At 62.2% G+C, this 15,738-nt stretch carries 13 protein-coding genes and 1 tRNA gene; 11 read left to right on the top strand and 3 right to left on the bottom strand.

Translation table 11 applies throughout. The annotated features are described in order from the left end of the window. Positions 1-138: 138 nt before the first annotated feature. The 7 genes from secA to AC0L2U_RS12875 all read left to right on the top strand — a co-directional run bounded on the left by secA (position 139) and on the right by AC0L2U_RS12875 (position 10,289). Positions 139-2,871, top strand: coding sequence for a preprotein translocase subunit SecA (secA, locus tag AC0L2U_RS12905; RefSeq protein WP_128289065.1), 2,733 nt, complete (start codon positions 139-141; stop codon positions 2,869-2,871). 411 nt (positions 2,872-3,282) lie between these two features. Further along, positions 3,283-3,924 carry a DUF433 domain-containing protein gene (locus AC0L2U_RS12900; RefSeq protein ID WP_128289064.1) on the top strand — a complete coding sequence of 214 codons (642 nt, stop codon included), beginning with the start codon at positions 3,283-3,285 and terminating at the stop codon, positions 3,922-3,924. Continuing rightward, the gene (locus AC0L2U_RS12895; RefSeq protein WP_128289063.1) at positions 3,921-4,289 is read left to right on the top strand and encodes a DUF5615 family PIN-like protein; all 369 of its coding nucleotides are present in this window, start codon (positions 3,921-3,923) and stop codon (positions 4,287-4,289) included. The genes AC0L2U_RS12900 and AC0L2U_RS12895 overlap by 4 nt, the downstream gene beginning before the upstream one ends. Before the next feature lie 306 nt (positions 4,290-4,595). Further along, the gene (locus AC0L2U_RS12890) at positions 4,596-5,996 is read left to right on the top strand and encodes a lipopolysaccharide biosynthesis protein (RefSeq protein ID WP_128289062.1); all 1,401 of its coding nucleotides are present in this window, start codon (positions 4,596-4,598) and stop codon (positions 5,994-5,996) included. Then, positions 5,996-7,276: a GNAT family N-acetyltransferase gene (locus AC0L2U_RS12885; protein WP_128289061.1), complete on the top strand. Its 1,281-nt coding sequence runs from the start codon at positions 5,996-5,998 to the stop codon at positions 7,274-7,276. Before AC0L2U_RS12890 ends, AC0L2U_RS12885 begins: the two co-directional genes overlap by 1 nt. Before the next feature lie 229 nt (positions 7,277-7,505). Further along, positions 7,506-8,813 carry a coiled-coil domain-containing protein gene (locus tag AC0L2U_RS12880; protein ID WP_128289060.1) on the top strand — a complete coding sequence of 436 codons (1,308 nt, stop codon included), beginning with the start codon at positions 7,506-7,508 and terminating at the stop codon, positions 8,811-8,813. Positions 8,814-9,083: 270 nt separating this feature from the next. Then, a complete protein-coding gene (locus tag AC0L2U_RS12875) occupies positions 9,084-10,289 on the top strand; it encodes a glycosyltransferase family 9 protein (protein ID WP_128289059.1) in 1,206 nt (401 codons plus the stop codon). Between the two features lie 169 nt (positions 10,290-10,458). On the opposite strand, the gene AC0L2U_RS12870 is transcribed toward AC0L2U_RS12875, so the two are convergent. After that, positions 10,459-10,543, bottom strand: a tRNA-Leu gene (locus tag AC0L2U_RS12870). Positions 10,544-10,818: 275 nt separating this feature from the next. Here AC0L2U_RS12870 and AC0L2U_RS12865 point away from each other — a divergent pair. Then, a complete protein-coding gene (locus AC0L2U_RS12865; protein WP_023811139.1) occupies positions 10,819-11,406 on the top strand; it encodes a YqaA family protein in 588 nt (195 codons plus the stop codon). Between the two features lie 34 nt (positions 11,407-11,440). After that, the gene (locus AC0L2U_RS12860; RefSeq protein WP_127320840.1) at positions 11,441-11,959 is read left to right on the top strand and encodes a disulfide bond formation protein B; all 519 of its coding nucleotides are present in this window, start codon (positions 11,441-11,443) and stop codon (positions 11,957-11,959) included. Between the two features lie 388 nt (positions 11,960-12,347). Here AC0L2U_RS12860 and AC0L2U_RS12855 read toward each other — a convergent pair whose 3' ends face one another. Next, positions 12,348-12,905: an HNH endonuclease gene (locus AC0L2U_RS12855; protein ID WP_006328497.1), complete on the bottom strand. Its 558-nt coding sequence runs from the start codon at positions 12,903-12,905 to the stop codon at positions 12,348-12,350. Positions 12,906-13,033: 128 nt separating this feature from the next. After that, a complete protein-coding gene (locus AC0L2U_RS12850; protein ID WP_127268792.1) occupies positions 13,034-13,675 on the bottom strand; it encodes a DNA-3-methyladenine glycosylase family protein in 642 nt (213 codons plus the stop codon). A 73-nt stretch (positions 13,676-13,748) separates the two neighbouring features. Between AC0L2U_RS12850 and gluQRS the strand changes: the two genes are divergently transcribed. Together gluQRS and AC0L2U_RS12840 are read left to right on the top strand one after the other, a co-directional pair. Further along, a complete protein-coding gene (gene gluQRS / locus AC0L2U_RS12845) occupies positions 13,749-14,624 on the top strand; it encodes a tRNA glutamyl-Q(34) synthetase GluQRS (RefSeq protein ID WP_473601997.1) in 876 nt (291 codons plus the stop codon). Between the two features lie 148 nt (positions 14,625-14,772). Further along, the gene (locus AC0L2U_RS12840; protein WP_473601995.1) at positions 14,773-15,669 is read left to right on the top strand and encodes a DMT family transporter; all 897 of its coding nucleotides are present in this window, start codon (positions 14,773-14,775) and stop codon (positions 15,667-15,669) included. Positions 15,670-15,738: the final 69 nt, after the last annotated feature.

The following is a 15,738-nucleotide window of genomic DNA, read 5'->3' as shown; positions in this document are numbered from 1 at the left end:
TTTGCGTCCAGAACCGTTTTCCGGGCGCTTTTTGTGTTTGCCAGTGTTCACTAATGTGTTTGCCAGTGTTCACGTGGAATTGATGGGGCCGGCCGGCGCTCATCTCAAGATTGAGAATTCTATCGAAAGGACCATTGGATGGTCAGTCTCGGCGGTCTCGCCCGTAAGGTTTTCGGTTCCTCCAACGACCGTCGGGTCAAATCGACCCGGCCCCGTGTCGAGGCGATCAACGCCATGGAAAACGAGATGCGGGCGCTCTCCGACGAGGAGTTGGTCGGCCGCACCGCGAAATTCCGCCAGGACATCGCCAATGGCGCCACGCTCGACGACCTGTTGATCCCGGCCTTCGCTACCGCCCGCGAGGCAGCGCGCCGCGTGCTCGGCATGCGCCCCTTCGATGTCCAGCTGATCGGCGGCATGGTGCTGCACAATGGCGGTATTGCCGAGATGCGCACCGGCGAGGGCAAGACCCTGGTCGCGACGCTGCCGGTCTACCTCAATGCGCTCGCCGGCAAGGGCGTCCACGTCGTCACCGTCAACGATTACCTGGCCACCCGCGACTCCGAATGGATGGGCCGCGTCTACAAGTTCCTCGGCCTCTCGGTCGGCGTCATCGTCCACGGCCTGTCCGACGAGGAGCGCAGCGCCGCCTACGCCGCCGATGTCACCTACGCCACCAACAACGAGCTTGGCTTCGACTATCTGCGCGACAACATGAAATACGAGCGCGCCCAGATGGTGCAGCGCGGTCACAATTACGCGATCGTCGACGAAGTCGATTCCATCCTGGTCGACGAGGCGCGCACGCCGCTGATCATTTCCGGTCCGCTCGAGGACCGTTCGGAAATGTACAACACCATCGACACCTTCATCATCCAGCTGCAGCCGCAGGATTATGAGATCGACGAGAAGCAGAAGACCTCGATCTTCACCGAGGAAGGCACCGAGAAGCTCGAGAACCTTTTGCGCGATGCCGGCCTGCTCAAGGGCGAGTCGCTCTACGACGTCGAGAACGTCGCCATCGTCCATCACGTCAACAACGCGCTGAAGGCGCACCGGCTGTTCCAGAAGGACAAGGACTACATCGTCCGCAACGGCGAGATCGTCATCATCGACGAGTTCACCGGCCGCATGATGCCGGGCCGCCGCTATTCGGAAGGCCTGCACCAGGCGCTCGAAGCCAAGGAGCATGTGGCGATCCAGCCGGAGAACCAGACGCTGGCCTCCGTCACCTTCCAGAATTATTTCCGCCTCTACAAGAAGCTCTCCGGCATGACCGGCACGGCGCTGACCGAGGCCGAGGAATTCGGCAACATCTACGGTCTCGAAGTCACCGAGATCCCGACCAATCTGCCGGTCGTGCGCATCGACGAGGACGACGAGGTCTACCGGACGGTCGAGGAGAAATACAAGGCGATCGTCAGGGAGATCCGCGAAGCCAGCGCCAAGGGCCAGCCGACGCTGGTCGGCACCACTTCCATCGAAAAGTCCGAGCAGCTGGCCGAGCGCCTGCGCAAGGAAGGTTTTACCGATTTCGAAGTGCTGAACGCCCGCCATCACGAGCGCGAGGCGGCGATCGTCGCCCAGGCCGGCAAGCCCGGCGCCATCACCATCGCCACCAACATGGCCGGCCGCGGCACCGACATAAAGCTCGGCGGCAATGCCGAGATGCGCATCGAGGAAGAGCTCGGCGACATGCCGGCCGGACCCGAGCGCGAGGCGCGGGAAAAGGAAATCATTGCCGACATCGAGCGGCTGAAGGAAAAGGCGCTGGCCGCCGGCGGCCTCTATGTGCTGGCCACCGAACGCCACGAATCGCGCCGCATCGACAACCAGTTGCGCGGCCGTTCCGGGCGTCAGGGCGACCCTGGCCGCTCGAAATTCTTCCTGTCGCTGCAGGACGACCTGATGCGCATCTTCGGCTCCGAGCGCATGGACGGCATGCTGCAGAAGCTCGGCCTCAAGGAAGACGAGGCGATCATCCATCCGTGGATCAACAAGGCGCTGGAAAAGGCGCAGAAGAAGGTCGAGGCGCGCAACTTCGACATCCGCAAGAACCTTTTGAAATATGACGACGTCTCCAACGACCAACGCAAGGTGGTTTTCGAGCAGCGCATCGAACTGATGGACGGCGAAGGCCTGTCCGAAACGATCGCCGAGATGCGCGAAGGCGTCATCGACGAGATCGTCGCCAAGGCCATTCCCGAAAACGCCTATGCCGAGCAGTGGAACGTTGCCGGGCTGAAGGCCGAGATCGCCGAGTTCCTGAACCTCGACCTGCCGGTCGAGGACTGGGCCAAGGAAGAGGGCATTGCCGAAGACGACATCCGCGAGCGCATCGGGCAGGCCGCCGAAGCCGCCGCCAAGGAGCGCGCCGAGCGTTTTGGCCCCGAGGTGATGAACTATGTCGAGCGCTCGGTTGTGCTGCAGACGCTCGATCATCTGTGGCGCGAGCACATCGTCAATCTCGACCATCTGCGTTCGGTCGTCGGCTTCCGCGGCTACGCCCAGCGCGATCCGCTGCAGGAGTACAAGGGCGAAGCGTTCGAGCTGTTCCAGGCCATGCTGGGCAATCTGCGCCAGGCCGTCACCGCGCAGCTGATGCGCGTCGAACTGGTCCGCCAGGCCGCCGAAGCGCCGCCGCCGGAAGCCCCCGACATGTTCGGCACCCACATCGACGGCACCACCGGCGAGAACGACTTCGAAGGCGGCGAAACCGCCCTCCTGGTCCGCCCGGAGACAACCGCCATCGTCGCTCCCGAAGACCGCGACCCCAACAACCAGGCCACCTGGGGCAAAGTCGGCCGCAACGAAGCCTGCCCGTGTGGTTCGGGGAAGAAATATAAGCACTGCCACGGCGCGTTCGCGTAAGGGCGCGGCGCTTTTTTTCCCTTCTCCCCGTTCACGGGGAGAAGGTGCCCGAAGGGCGGATGAGGGGCGGCGCTGGGTTCCGCGATTGGCCAATCTCCCCACCTGAGGGGGAGATGGCCGGCAGGCCAGAGGGGGGCGCCGCGCTTGCTACCTTGCGGAATTCACTTTCCGATCCAACTATCGGGTGATGATGTAGAACGCTGTGTTTGATCTGGTTGTCGCTCGTGTTTGATCACTTTGGGACCGCTTCTAGAAAGGCGACCTCACCGAGAGCACCAATTCCAGCGGCTTCCTATTCAACAATAATTCCTCCAGCCGCCCGGATCTTAAAGCTTCCGAAAGTGACAAGCGGGCTTCATTCGTGGGCAAATCGCCTCTTTTTATGGCCTCAAAGCGCGCGTAGGATGCATTATGGCCACGCCAGACTCAAACACGGTCATTGCTGCTTTCACTATCGATCAGACCGCTCGTCTGACCGGTGTGAGCAAGCGCCAACTTGGCACATGGGATCGTGATCAGTTCTTTGTTCCGAGCATCGTCTATGGCGGTGATCATCGGACCTATTCCCGCCTGTATTCCTTTCGCGACCTGCTTTCGCTCAAGGTTCTCAATCAGCTTCGGAATGAGACGCGGATAACGCTCTCGCATCTGAAAGAGGTTAAGGGCGATCTCGCACACCTTGGCGATGATATGTGGGTTAAGAGCACGCTGTATGTCCTAGGCAAGCGAGTCGTCATTAGAAGGGACGACGACACGCTTCAGGAAGCGGGATCCGGTCAGGCCGTTCTGCAAATTCCTCTAAGGATTGTCGTCGGCACTCTGCGTGAGCAGGTCCAAGCGATGAACAAGCGAGACAGCGATGACATTGGTAAGTTTGACCGCCATCGCGGCGTGGCTAACAACCAGATTGTCATTGCCGGAACTCGCATTCCCGTCCGGAGCGTAAAGGCATTCCATGATGCCGGCTATTCCGTCGAGGATATTAAGCGCGAATATCCAACTCTCACGGAGGCGGATATCGCGGCGGCCATAAAATACGATGCCGCTGCTTGAGCAAGAAGAAGCCCACGCTTCGAACCTTTCTGGACGCCGGTGTTCCTGATTCTGTTGGCAGAAAACTCGAAGAATTCGGGCACGCAGTAATCTATCATAGGAACGCCTTGCCGGAGCGTACGCCGGACGATGTGGTATGCATAACCGCCATGGAAAACGACGCAATTCTTATCGCGATAGACGGCGACATGAAGCAGCTTGCAAAACGATATGGCATTACCCCGAAAGGCGACAAATTCGACAAGTTGAGCATCATTCGCTTGTGCTGCAATGAGGTTCTGGCCGCAAAGCGATTAGAGCAAGCGCTACCGCTGATCGAAATGGAATGGGACTACGCGACTGTCAAAACCGCACGTCGCATGTGATAGATATCTTTCCCCACGCCATTCAGACCAACCGCTGACTGCTTCTAAGGGATGGACGGGACTTGAACCCGCGATCTCGATTGGCAATCGGCGCTCTATCCGACTGAGCTACAATATTGGATATTGCAAGCCTCCTTTCGCCGGCCGCGTGCCCGTTGCCTCCGGCCACTCCGGCGTCCGGTCGCCTTTCGTCATGCAATCGACATGACGAAAGCGCGTGCCGCGTCGCTCCCCCACCCACGTTTTCTTAATGTGTCTCCGCTACACAGAACCCTGAAAAGAAGCGGAAAACGGAGAGAAATCGGGGTGCGCTTTTCCGCGGCCACGACTGCCGGGCGGTTCTTGCCGCAGCGTTGGGCGCTGCGCATGGGGCCGTTGCTTGGCCGCATCGATGCCGTGCTGTTCACCGCCGACGAGCGCGGCGAGGCCGGCCGCATGTCGGTCATCGCCTTCTCGGTTCGCATCGTCAGCGCCGTGATCGCCTTCGTCAGCCAGGTGCTGATGGCACGCTGGATGGGCTCGTTCGAGTACGGCATCTTCGTCCTCGTCTGGGTGACGATGGTCATCGTCGGCAACCTCGCCTGCCTGGGCTTCCACACCTCCGTCATCCGCTACATTCCCGAATATCGCGAGCGCGGCTTGATGGATGAGCTGCGCGGCATCGTACTGGCCAGCCGTCTGTTCGTGCTGATCGCCTCCACGCTGATTGCCGGGCTCGGCGCGCTCGGCGTCTGGCTGGCGGCACCCTGGATCGAGAACTACTATGTGATCCCGTTCATCCTCGGCGTCATCTGCCTGCCGATGATTGCCATGTCCGACCTTCTGTCGGGCCTGGCACGCGCCAACAGCTGGGCGCTGTTTGCCCTGTCGCCGACCTATCTGGTGCGGCCCGTGCTGATCCTGCTGTTCATGGCGCTGATGCTGTTCGTGGGCTACGCACCCGATGCCAGGACCGCCATCTTCGCCTCGATCGCCGCCACCTACATCACCACGCTGGGACAACTCGTCGGCGTCACCCAGCGCATGGAACGGCAGATCCCGGCAGGGCCGATGAAGGTGCATTTCGCGCAATGGTTCATCGTCTCGCTGCCGATCTTCCTGGTCGAGAGCTTCTTCTTCCTGCTGACCAATGCCGATGTGCTGATGGTTGGCGCCTATATGGATCCCAACGACGTCGCCGTTTATTTCGCCACCGTGAAGACGCTGGCGCTGGTGCATTTCGTCTACTTCGCCGTCAAGGCCGGCGTTGCCCAGCGCTACGCCCAGTTCACCCATGGCGACCCGCAAAGGCTCGCCGCCTTTGCCCGCGAGACGGTGTCGTGGACGTTCTGGCCATCGCTCTTGATGGCGTTGCTGGTGCTGGTGCTCGGCGAGCCGATGCTAATGCTGTTCGGGCCTGAATTCAGCAGCGGCTATCCGTTGCTGTTCCTGCTTGTCTTCGGCGTCGTGGCGCGGGCCGCCGTCGGCCCCTGCGAAAGCCTGCTGACGATGAGCGGCAACCAGAACATCTGTGCTGCCGTCTATGCCATGACGCTGGCCTTCAACATCGCCCTCAATGTGGTGCTGATCCCCATGTTCGGTCTCTGGGGCGCGGCAATGGCCACCGCCTTTGCCATGATCTTCGAAGCCGGCGCGCTCTCCTTCACGGTGTGGCGCAAGCTCGGCATCGCCATGCTCATCTTCTTAGCCCCGAAAGGAGCCGCGTGATGGCTGCCATCCCGTTGCTTGAGGAAACCAGCGGCGGCACCGCCGGCGCCATGGTGTCGGGCCTTGCCGGGCTGACCCGCGACGCCGACCCCGCCCATATCGAGATCCTCGCCAACAACCGGCCCGAGCGCAAGCTCGCCATCTATCCGGCATCGGCAGGCTTCGACCTGGTCGAGGAACTGGATTATCTCAGCGCCCGCACGGTCGAGCCCAACGTGTTCTTCAACCCGCGTTTCCTTGCACCCGCCATGCCGCGGCTGGAGGATCGCGAGGTACGGCTGGCGGTCATCCGCGACGGCGACGAATACCGCAACCGGCTGCGCCTTCTGGTGCCGTTCTCGGTTGAGCGGCCGGTGGTGCCGCTCGGCGTGCCGGTCATGCGCACATGGTCGAGCCCGTTCGGTCCGCTCGGCACGCCGCTGGTCGACCGCGACGATCCGGTCGGCGTCGTCGAGGACTTCTTCTCGATGCTGTCGCGCCCGCACCTCAAGCTGCCGAAAGTCTTCGTCCTGGCCGATGTCCGGCTCGATGGCCCAGTGGCGAGCCTGCTTGCCACCGTGGCCGAGGCGCGCGGCCTGACGCTGGTCACCACCGGCCAGATCCAGCGCCCGGCGCTGGAGAGCGAGCTCGATGGAGATGATTATCTGAAGGCCTCGCTGCGCGCGCACCATTATCGCGAGTTCCGCCGCCTGAAGCGGCGCCTTGGCGACCTTGGCAAGCTTGAGCATGTCGTGGCGCGCGGCCCCGAAGACATCCGTCATGCCATCGAAGGCTTCCTGTCGCTGGAAGCGGCCGGCTGGAAAGGCCGCGAACGCACCGCCATGGCGATCGACCGCTTCCGCGCCGCCTTCGCCCGCGAAGCCGTGCACCGGCTGGCCGAACAGGACATGTGCCGCATCCATTCGCTGACGCTCGACGGCCGCACCATCGCCTGCCTGATCGTCTTCGTCGAAGCCGGCATCGCCTACACCTGGAAGACCGCCTATGACGAGACGCTGGCCAGCTATTCGCCCGGCACGCTGCTGATGATCGAGGTGACCAGGCAGCATCTCGACGATCCCAACATCATGATGACCGATTCCTGCGCGGTGCCCGACCATCCGGTGATGAGCCGGCTGTGGGCGGAGCGCAAGCCGATGGGCACGCTGGTGATCGGCCTGGCGCCGGACGCCGACCGCCTCACCCGCCAGGCCGCCTCGCAACTGCACCTCTACCGCGAGACCCGCAACATGGCCCGCCTGCTGCGCAACCGCATGAAGAGCCTGTTGGGGCGGCGCTGAGAAAAGGCAGGGTGCGGTTCTGGAGAATGGCATATCTTCGCTGCAAATATTTGACGGGTGGGTGACCGGGAATTTACTTCGGTTGCCAGCAGGCAAACGCGAATATAGATCTCTGCTTATAAAAAAACGAGATTTCTCGCAGAAATTTCCAGTGAAAGCCGATAAAACCTACTCGCATTCTTGTTCTTAATTCACGATAATCTAGTGATTCGGTAGCGATGAGAGAGAAATGTCGCTGAATCATGAGGCCAACGGCGCCCGGCACATCAGTGCGGAGGATAGCGCCGTTGTCCGAAGGGCCGACGAAGACTTCGACGAACTGATTCGAAGCATTCGAGCCGCAACGTATCAAGCTTTGCCTCTCTTCGAAGAGGAGCCCGTGACCGGATTGGCCCAGTCAGACACGCTGGCCGCCTCCCTCGGCTCGACTTCGGCCCGGACGGGCTCGAGCCAGGCCCGCGCCATGCGCGGCTCCTCGCCCTTGTCCAACGACAGGCTGGATCCACGTGCCGTTGACGACTTGGCGTGGTCGTTGGTTGACCACGATGTGGGCAGGCTTGATGCGCAAACGCACGATGCCGACGCTCCCGATACCGACAAATGGGAATTGCAGGAAGAGGTGGCGAAGCTGCAACGCTTGCAGGATCGCACCTCGAAAGAGCTTGGGCGAAAATCGCGCGAGCTATCGATCGCGAGCAAGACCATCGCCGACCTGGAGGTCCAACTCGACAGGGCACGGCAGACCATTGCGCAAGCGGACAGGCATGCCGGCCAGCGCGCAACGCGGTTCCTCGAAGCGAATGTAGAGGTCGAGCGTCTGGGCCGTAACCTGGCGCGCGTGTCGGGGCAACTTCGCGACGAGATCATCGCCAGGCAAGCCGCCGAGCAGGCGCGTGAGGACGTTGCATGGCGGCTCGCAAGCTTGCAACAGGCCACCATGCTGCTTCGTTCCAAGGTCGCGGATGACCAGATCCACAACGAAAGACTGACCGGCAAACTTTCGGCGCAGATGCTGGTGCAGCAGGACCTGCAGGTGCGGCTGTCCACGCTCGAGCATCAGCGCGGCGTTCTCGGTGATTGCGCCGCCGCCGCGCAGGAGCGGGCCGTCGAACTTGAAAAGAGGTTGCGCTCGCTCCAGCGCAGCGCCGCCGATCAAAGCGTGGTCCGCGCAACGCCGGGCGTCGGGCAGCGCGCCGAGGACGTGGCCGAGCATCGGCGCCAAACCTCGGAAACCGAGATTGCGACGTTGCGCCAGGAGCGCGACGCGGCGCGCCGAGACTATGGCGCGGTGAAGGTTCAACTCGCCGATCTCCGCTTGCGCGGCAAGACCGACGAACTCGCGCATGCCCGTTGCCGCGATGAGAACCGCCAGCTTCACCAAAGGCTGGAAACGCTGACACGCCAGGATCCCCCCAGCGGACCGGCAGCCGATGACAATGCCGATCTCGAACGGACGTTCGACGAATTGCTGGCGGCTGGCGAGATCGGCGCGGCCAATGACGGCGGCCCCACCGGCGGGACGCGCAAAGCGTCTTGACCGCCTGCTGAGGCATATCGGTACGCAGGTGGCCACGTCGAGCCGACGGACGTGTTGGTGATCGGCATGACGTCGCCGCCCTTCTGGCACACCGAACTCGAGGCCGTCGAAACGTCGAGTGCATTCCAACGGTTTCCGTGTCTGTGGATGCCCTCAGCAAGCGTCTTGATCCCTGCCAGAGCGAGGATTCCGAGCCATGAAAAATGAAATGGCTGCCGCAGGTCTCCTCGCCATCAGTCCCGGCTCGATCATTGCATCGCCGAGCGCTCCATGCCCTTGGATAGCATCTGGAGCGGCGGCGGCGTAGATACCGTTTGGAAGAATGTTCAACGTCAAAGCTTAGGAATCGCCATGAGCAGGCAAGATCGAGGCCTTACGCGCTTCTCACGCAGGACGCGCAACGGCTTCAAGAATGCGGCGTTAGCACTTCATCTAGCGATCAACGTAGAACGACGAGACAGCATTGCCATTCGTGTAACAGGCGGCATGGGCGACCATATCGTGGCCGTCCGGTTTATTCGCGATCTGCTGAGCCACTTTGGCCGCGCAAAGATCGACGTCTATTCCGTAACGGGCGGAATGGGGTGGCTTTACGAGCCTCTCCCGGATGTAACTTTCATTGAAGCTCCGAAACGCGTATTTACGTGGGTCACGCATCGATATCTTCTTGTCCTGCAGCTCACACACACCGTAGATCTTGTGCACATGAGTTCTGCCGCTGCCGAACGGTGGCCGGCGCTTTCGGCAATGCTGCAAAGCATCGCACCGTATCGGAAGATGTTTTCGCATGCGATCGATGCGCATCCTCATTTGGACTTCCATCCAGCACTTGTAGCCCAATTTCAGAACGTGAGGCGAGACACCTTTCTGAACCATGTCAGCGGTGTGCCCTTTGGCGGCCATCAGTATCCGTTACCTGAGGATGCGTCCTTGGTTCAAAGCTTGGGACTGGACCATAAACCCTACATTACTGTCCATAATTCCTTCAGCGAGGAGTCGGGTCGCCCTCGAGCTACGCGAGATTATCCGTTCTTGGATGATGTCGTGAAAGAGGTGAAGGCGCAGTTGCCGGATCTTCCTGTTGTCCAAGTCGGCGTGGTAGGAGGCACCCTCAGTTCGGCCGACTACAACCTTTCTTCCAAGACAACACAGCCGCAAATCACCTCCGTTCTTGCGAACTCGTCCATGCATTTCGACATGGAGGGAGGGCTTGTTCATATCGCAAGCTGTGTAGGGACGCCGTGTTGTGTCGTTTTCGGTCCAACGCCGATCGGCTATTACGCCTACCCGAACAATATCAATATTGCCCCGCGTGTCTGCGGCGGTTGTTGGTCCCTTACATTGGATTGGCAAAAGACCTGCCTTCTAGGCGCTGCGGAACCGCCTTGCATGTTCACGCAACCACCCAAGGCGGTGGCGCATGCGGCGTTACCGCATCTGCGAGTTTTGTTGAGCGAAAAGCGCCGATCAGCCTGAAGGGGCACTTGCAGGCGAACAAGGGCCGGCAAGCGTTAGCATGGGAAACAGCAGACCACGATACACCAAAAGGCCAACCGGGAACGCAACGCCGGCGCTGCCGCGCACAAGCGGATCCCAAAACAAACACAGGCTAAATTGTCCCACCCGAAGCTCGAAGAGTGTAGGATGGTGCCCCTAGCCGGAATCGAACCAGCACTCCTTGCGGAACTCGATTTTGAGTCGAGCGCGTCTACCAATTCCGCCATAGGGGCTCAGGCCGGGCGGCCTGGATGGCGCGGGACTATACGGTTGGAGGGCTGTTCGTCAACTGGCCAATTCTCCGGCGCCCTCAAGATGCGACCAAACTGCGCCTTTCGATTTCGTGAGGGGGCTGCCATTGTGCAGCGCGGAAAATCTTTCTAGACAGGCGGCGCATCAAAGCGCGGCACGTCTGCGGGGACGGATGGCGTGCTCTGGGTCTTTGTTCTGTGCATGCCGTTAACCCCAACCTGCCTGCGCAATGGAACGACACGCATTAGGAGTGCCGATGCTTCGCGGACTTTACGACTGGACCTTGTCGCTGGCGGCCCGCAAATCCGCCGAATGGTGGCTGGCCTTCATCGCCTTCGTCGAAAGCTCGGTGTTCCTGGTGCCGGCCGACGTGCTCTATCTGCCGATGGCGCTGTCGCGGCCGGATCGCGCCTACCGCTATGCGCTGATCGCCACCGTCGCCTCGGTGCTGGGCGGCATCGCCGGCTGGTTCATCGGCCACTACGCCTATGACGCGGTGGCGAGGCCGATCCTCGAATTCTACGGCAAGTACGACGAGTTCGAAGCGCTGCGCGCAGGGGCAGGCGTCGGCTTCATCGTCCTGATGCTGATCACGTCGGGCGCTGCCCACCTGCCGCCGATCAAGGTGGTGACGATCCTGTCCGGCGTCATCGGCGTCAATTTGCTGTTGTTCGTGGTGCTGGCGATCGTGGCCCGCGGTGGCCGTTTCCTGCTGCTCGCCTGGCTGCTGCGCCATTATGGCGAACCGATCCGCGAATTCATCGAAAAGCGCCTCGGCCTCATCGCCGGCGCCGGCGCGGCTGCCCTGATTTTGCTCTATATCCTGGTCAAATACGCGTTCTGAACAGAACCATCGCGAGCCGGACGGACCGATTGAAATGACAGCGACCATGAATGCCGACACCGGACGCCAGCGCACGCTGACCGCCTTGTTCCTCGCCGTCGCCATGGCCGCCACCGTCGGCTCGGCGCTCGCCTTCCAGTATCTCGGCGGCTACATCCCCTGCCACCTCTGCCTCGAACAGCGCACGCCCTATTATATCGGCGTGCCGCTGATGGTGCTGGCGGTGATTGCATCGATGCTGCACGCACCCAGCTGGCTGACGCGCGGCCTGCTGGCCGTCGGCGGCATCCTGATGCTCTACGGCCTCTATCTCGGCGTCTACCACTCCGGCGTCGAATGGCAGTGGTGGGCCGGCCCGACCGATTGTACCGCAGGCGCCGGGCCGGTCGACACCGGCGGCAAGGGCGTGCTCGACGCGCTCGACAAATTCGTGCCGCCGTCCTGCGACAAAGCCGCCTTGCGCATCCTTGGCCTGTCCCTGGCCGGCTGGAACGCCATCGCCAGCCTGATCCTTGCCGCCGTCGCCTTCCGCGGCGCCCTCACCCGCGACTGATTGAGCAGCGCGACGCAGAGTTCGAGCAAAAATTCGCCGGGCTGAGTCGGATGGCGCGGCTTTCGACGTCCGAGCCAGGTCGACCCCCACTCCGTCTCGGCTTCGCCGAGCCACCTCTCCCCCGATCGACGGGGTAGAGGAAGGGCGCGAGCCTGTTGTAGCCAGCGCTCCTCCGAGAGAGGCTCCCTTCCTCTCCCTCCGGAGGGGGGAGAGGTGGCGCTGCGAAGCAGCGACGGAGTGGGGGAAGCCGGTCCTTAAGCGCGAAGCCGCTGATAAGTGAGCACGACCAAACTGGTCCGATACCGGGGAGTGTCGGATATCATGGTCTGGTAGGCGGAAGCGCAGACAATCGCTCCAGACGGCCAGCCTCCCGAATTCTCGAACGATCTCAGGGTTCGAGTTCGACATCCCAGTACAGATAATCCATCCAGCTCTCATGCAGATGGTTGGGCGGGAACAGGCGGCCATTGTTGTGCAGATCGTGCACCGTCGGCTGGAAAGGCTTCTGCAGCGGCCACATCTTGGCATGCGCCGGCATCATGCCGCCCTTCCTGAGGTTGCAGGGCGAACAGGCGGCAACGACATTCTCCCATGTCGTCGCGCCGCCGCGATGGCGGGGGATGACGTGATCGAAGGTCAGATCCTCCGGCGTGCCGCAATACTGGCACTGGAAGCGATCGCGCAGGAAGACGTTGAAGCGGGTGAAGGCCGGGTGCCTGGAGGGCTTCACATAGGCCTTCAGGCTGACCACGCTCGGCAGCTTCATCGAGAAGGTCGGCGAGGAGACGGCGTGCTCGTATTCGGCGACGATGTTCACCCGGTCGAGGAACACCGCCTTGATAGCATCCTGCCACGACCAGAGCGACAAGGGGTAATAGCTGAGCGGACGGTAATCCGCATTCAGCACCAGTGCTGGAAGCCCATCCGGAGATACGGCAACCGTCACGTGTTCACCTCCTTGGTTCTAGACCCGAACGGCGCGGATACTGTAAGCCCGACATGACAGGGATGTGAAGCGGATTGTCGCGTCGCCTAAGCGCCAAAAATGCATGATTTTTATGATTTTTTGCGGATTCAGGCCGGCGGCGCGGCGTCCCGCCCTCTGGTTTCGCGATAATAGGACCAGAAAAGCCGTGATGCGACACCTCGCCACGGGCTCCATGATTCGGCCAATGCGATCAGGGTTTTCTCCGGCGGACGCGGCTCGATGCCGAGCGCGTGGCCGACCGCGCTCTGCAGCGCGACGTCGCGCGCGGGGAAGATGTCGGGATGCCCGGCGGCGAATAAGAGATACACTTCCGCCGTCCACGGACCGATGCCGGACACCGCCGTCATCGTCGTGATCGCCTCCTCGGCATCGAGCGAACAGAGGTGATGAAGGTCGAGGCCGTCGACCACGGCCTGGGCAACAGCGATCAGGCCGCGCTGTTTGGGCCGCGACAGGCCGGCTTCGCGAAACATGTCCTCGCCGGCGGCCAGGATCGCCTGCGGCGTCAGCGGATCGACGAGCTTGGTCAGCCGGCCGAAGATGGCATCGGCACTGGCGCGGGACACTTGCTGCGAGACGACGATCGACGCCAGGCTTCGAAACCCCGGCTCGGACAGCCGCAGCGGCACCTCGCCGGCCATGCCGCGCACCTTTTCCAGGCGCGGGTCGATCACGCAAAGCGCATCGAGCCCCCGGGCAATGTCGTCTGATGTCACGATACGGCGCATGCTTTCTTGTTCCTCGACCGTCGACAGGGTAGCAATTGGCGAAGCGCCGCAAAACATGATTGCCGCCTGAGAGATGACACTCCTGACATTCCGCTTCGCGCCCAGCCCCAACGGCGACCTGCATCTCGGCCACGCCTATTCGGCGCTGCTCAACCAGAAGCTGGCGGCACGGGCGCACGGCCGCCTGCTGCTGCGCATCGAGGATATCGACACGACGCGCTGCACGCCGCAATTCGAGGCCGGCGTGCTTGCCGACCTGAAATGGCTGGGGCTTGGCTGGGAAGAGCCGGTGCGCCGCCAGTCCGAGCATTTCGCCGAATACCAGGCGGTGCTCGAGCGGTTGATCGCGGAGGAACTCGTCTACCCCGCCTTCATGAGCCGTGGCGAGATCCGCGCCTTCATCACCGACAGCGAAAAGCGTGGGCGCGACTGGCCGCGCGATCCCGATGGCGTGCCGCTCTACCCCGCCGTGGACAAGGCGCTGCCGCTGAAGGAACGCCAGCGGCGGATAGTCGAGAATGCGCCCTTCGCCTGGCGGCTGGATGTCGAGGCCGCCATGGCGCGTGTCGGCAAGGACCTGTCTTGGACAGAGTATTCCGACGAAACGCTTTCCGCGACGCGCTCCGTCGAAGCCCGCCCGCAGGACTGGGGCGACGTGATCTTGGCGCGCCGCGACATCCCGACCAGCTACCACCTCGCCGTCGTCATGGACGATGCGCTGCAAGGCGTCAGCCACGTCGTGCGCGGCCAGGACCTGTTTTCCGCCACCGGCGTGCAGCGCCTGCTGCAGCAACTCCTGGGGCTGCCGCAACCGGCCTATTTCCATCATCGTCTCATCCTCGGGCCCGACGGACGAAAGCTGTCGAAGAGCCTGGGCGATACCGGCCTTGCCGCCTTGTGCAATGCCGGCGCGTCGCCTGGCGATATCAGGGGGATGGTCGGGCTTTGAGCGCGGCGCGGCCAAGGTAACGCATGTCGAACTTGACGCCCGTTGAATTCCGGTGATGCATGGATCAATGGTTTCGTTTTGCACGCCGGGTTGAAGCGCAGTAGAGCAGCGCCACGGTCAACTCCCTCCAGTGCGGCGTCTGCGGAACATGCACAGCATCAAGCGGTTCATTCCCGCCACCTTCGTCGTCCTGTGGGCCACCGGCTTCATCGGTGCGCGCTACGCCATGCCGTGGGTGGAACCGTTCACCTTCCTCGCCGCGCGTTTCGTCCTCGCTGCCATCCTGCTGGCCGTCCTGATGCTTGTGCTTGGCTCGAAAAGAGCCACCCGCCAGGAGGCGCTGCATGCCACCGGCGCCGGCATCCTGATGCATGGCGTCTATCTCGGTGCCGTCTTCTGGGCCATCCACAGGGGCATGCCGGCCGGATTTTCGGCCCTGATCGTCGGCCTGCAGCCACTGATCACAGCGGTGCTTGCCGGTAAGTTTCTCGGCGAGGCGATCCTGCCGCGCCACTGGCTTGGCCTCGGCATCGGCCTCATCGGCATCGTCATCGTGCTGTGGCCGAAGCTCGGCGCGCTCGGCGGCGGCGTGACGGCAGCGACATTGACCGCCTCGCTGGTCTCGGTGCTCGGCATGAGCGCCGGCACCATCTGGCAGAAGCGCTTCGCCTCCGGCGGCGACCTCGTCGCGGCGACCATGTGGCAATATGTCGGCGGTGGTTCGCTGATGCTCCTCGCCTCGCTCGCCTTCGAAACCCACACGGTCATCATCAATGGCGAACTGATCTTCGCCATGGCCTGGCTGGTGCTGGTGCTGTCGCTCGGCGCCATCTTCCTGCTGATGGTCATGATCCGCGACGGCGAGATGTCGAAAGTGGCCTCGCTGTTCTACCTGGTACCGGCGGTGACGGCGGTCATCGCATGGGCCCTGTTCGACGAGCAGCTCAACGCCCTGCAGATCGTGGGCATGGCGATCACCACATTCGGCGTTGGCCTGGCAACGGCGCGGCAGACGAAGGGAAGAACTGTGGAATTGAGGAATTGAGGAATTGAGGAATTGAGGAATTGAGGAATTGAGGAATTGAGGAATTGAGGAATTGAGGAATTGAGGAAT

The sequence above is a fragment of the Mesorhizobium sp. WSM4808 genome (genome assembly GCF_055811675.1).
The sequence above is the reverse complement of the archived record's forward strand: the minus strand, read 5'-3'. Positions and strand labels throughout refer to the sequence as shown.

Coding starts and splice junctions, on each gene's coding strand:
- secA (WP_128289065.1), top strand. CDS start 139: ATGGTCAGTCTCGGCGGTCTCGCCCGTAAGGTTTTCGGTTCCTCCAAC.
- AC0L2U_RS12900 (WP_128289064.1), top strand. CDS start 3,283: ATGGCCACGCCAGACTCAAACACGGTCATTGCTGCTTTCACTATCGAT.
- AC0L2U_RS12885 (WP_128289061.1), top strand. CDS start 5,996: ATGGCTGCCATCCCGTTGCTTGAGGAAACCAGCGGCGGCACCGCCGGC.
- AC0L2U_RS12880 (WP_128289060.1), top strand. CDS start 7,506: ATGTCGCTGAATCATGAGGCCAACGGCGCCCGGCACATCAGTGCGGAG.
- AC0L2U_RS12875 (WP_128289059.1), top strand. CDS start 9,084: ATGCCCTTGGATAGCATCTGGAGCGGCGGCGGCGTAGATACCGTTTGG.
- AC0L2U_RS12865 (WP_023811139.1), top strand. CDS start 10,819: ATGCTTCGCGGACTTTACGACTGGACCTTGTCGCTGGCGGCCCGCAAA.
- AC0L2U_RS12860 (WP_127320840.1), top strand. CDS start 11,441: ATGACAGCGACCATGAATGCCGACACCGGACGCCAGCGCACGCTGACC.
- AC0L2U_RS12850 (WP_127268792.1), bottom strand. CDS start 13,675: ATGCGCCGTATCGTGACATCAGACGACATTGCCCGGGGGCTCGATGCG.
- gluQRS (WP_473601997.1), top strand. CDS start 13,749: ATGACACTCCTGACATTCCGCTTCGCGCCCAGCCCCAACGGCGACCTG.
- AC0L2U_RS12840 (WP_473601995.1), top strand. CDS start 14,773: ATGCACAGCATCAAGCGGTTCATTCCCGCCACCTTCGTCGTCCTGTGG.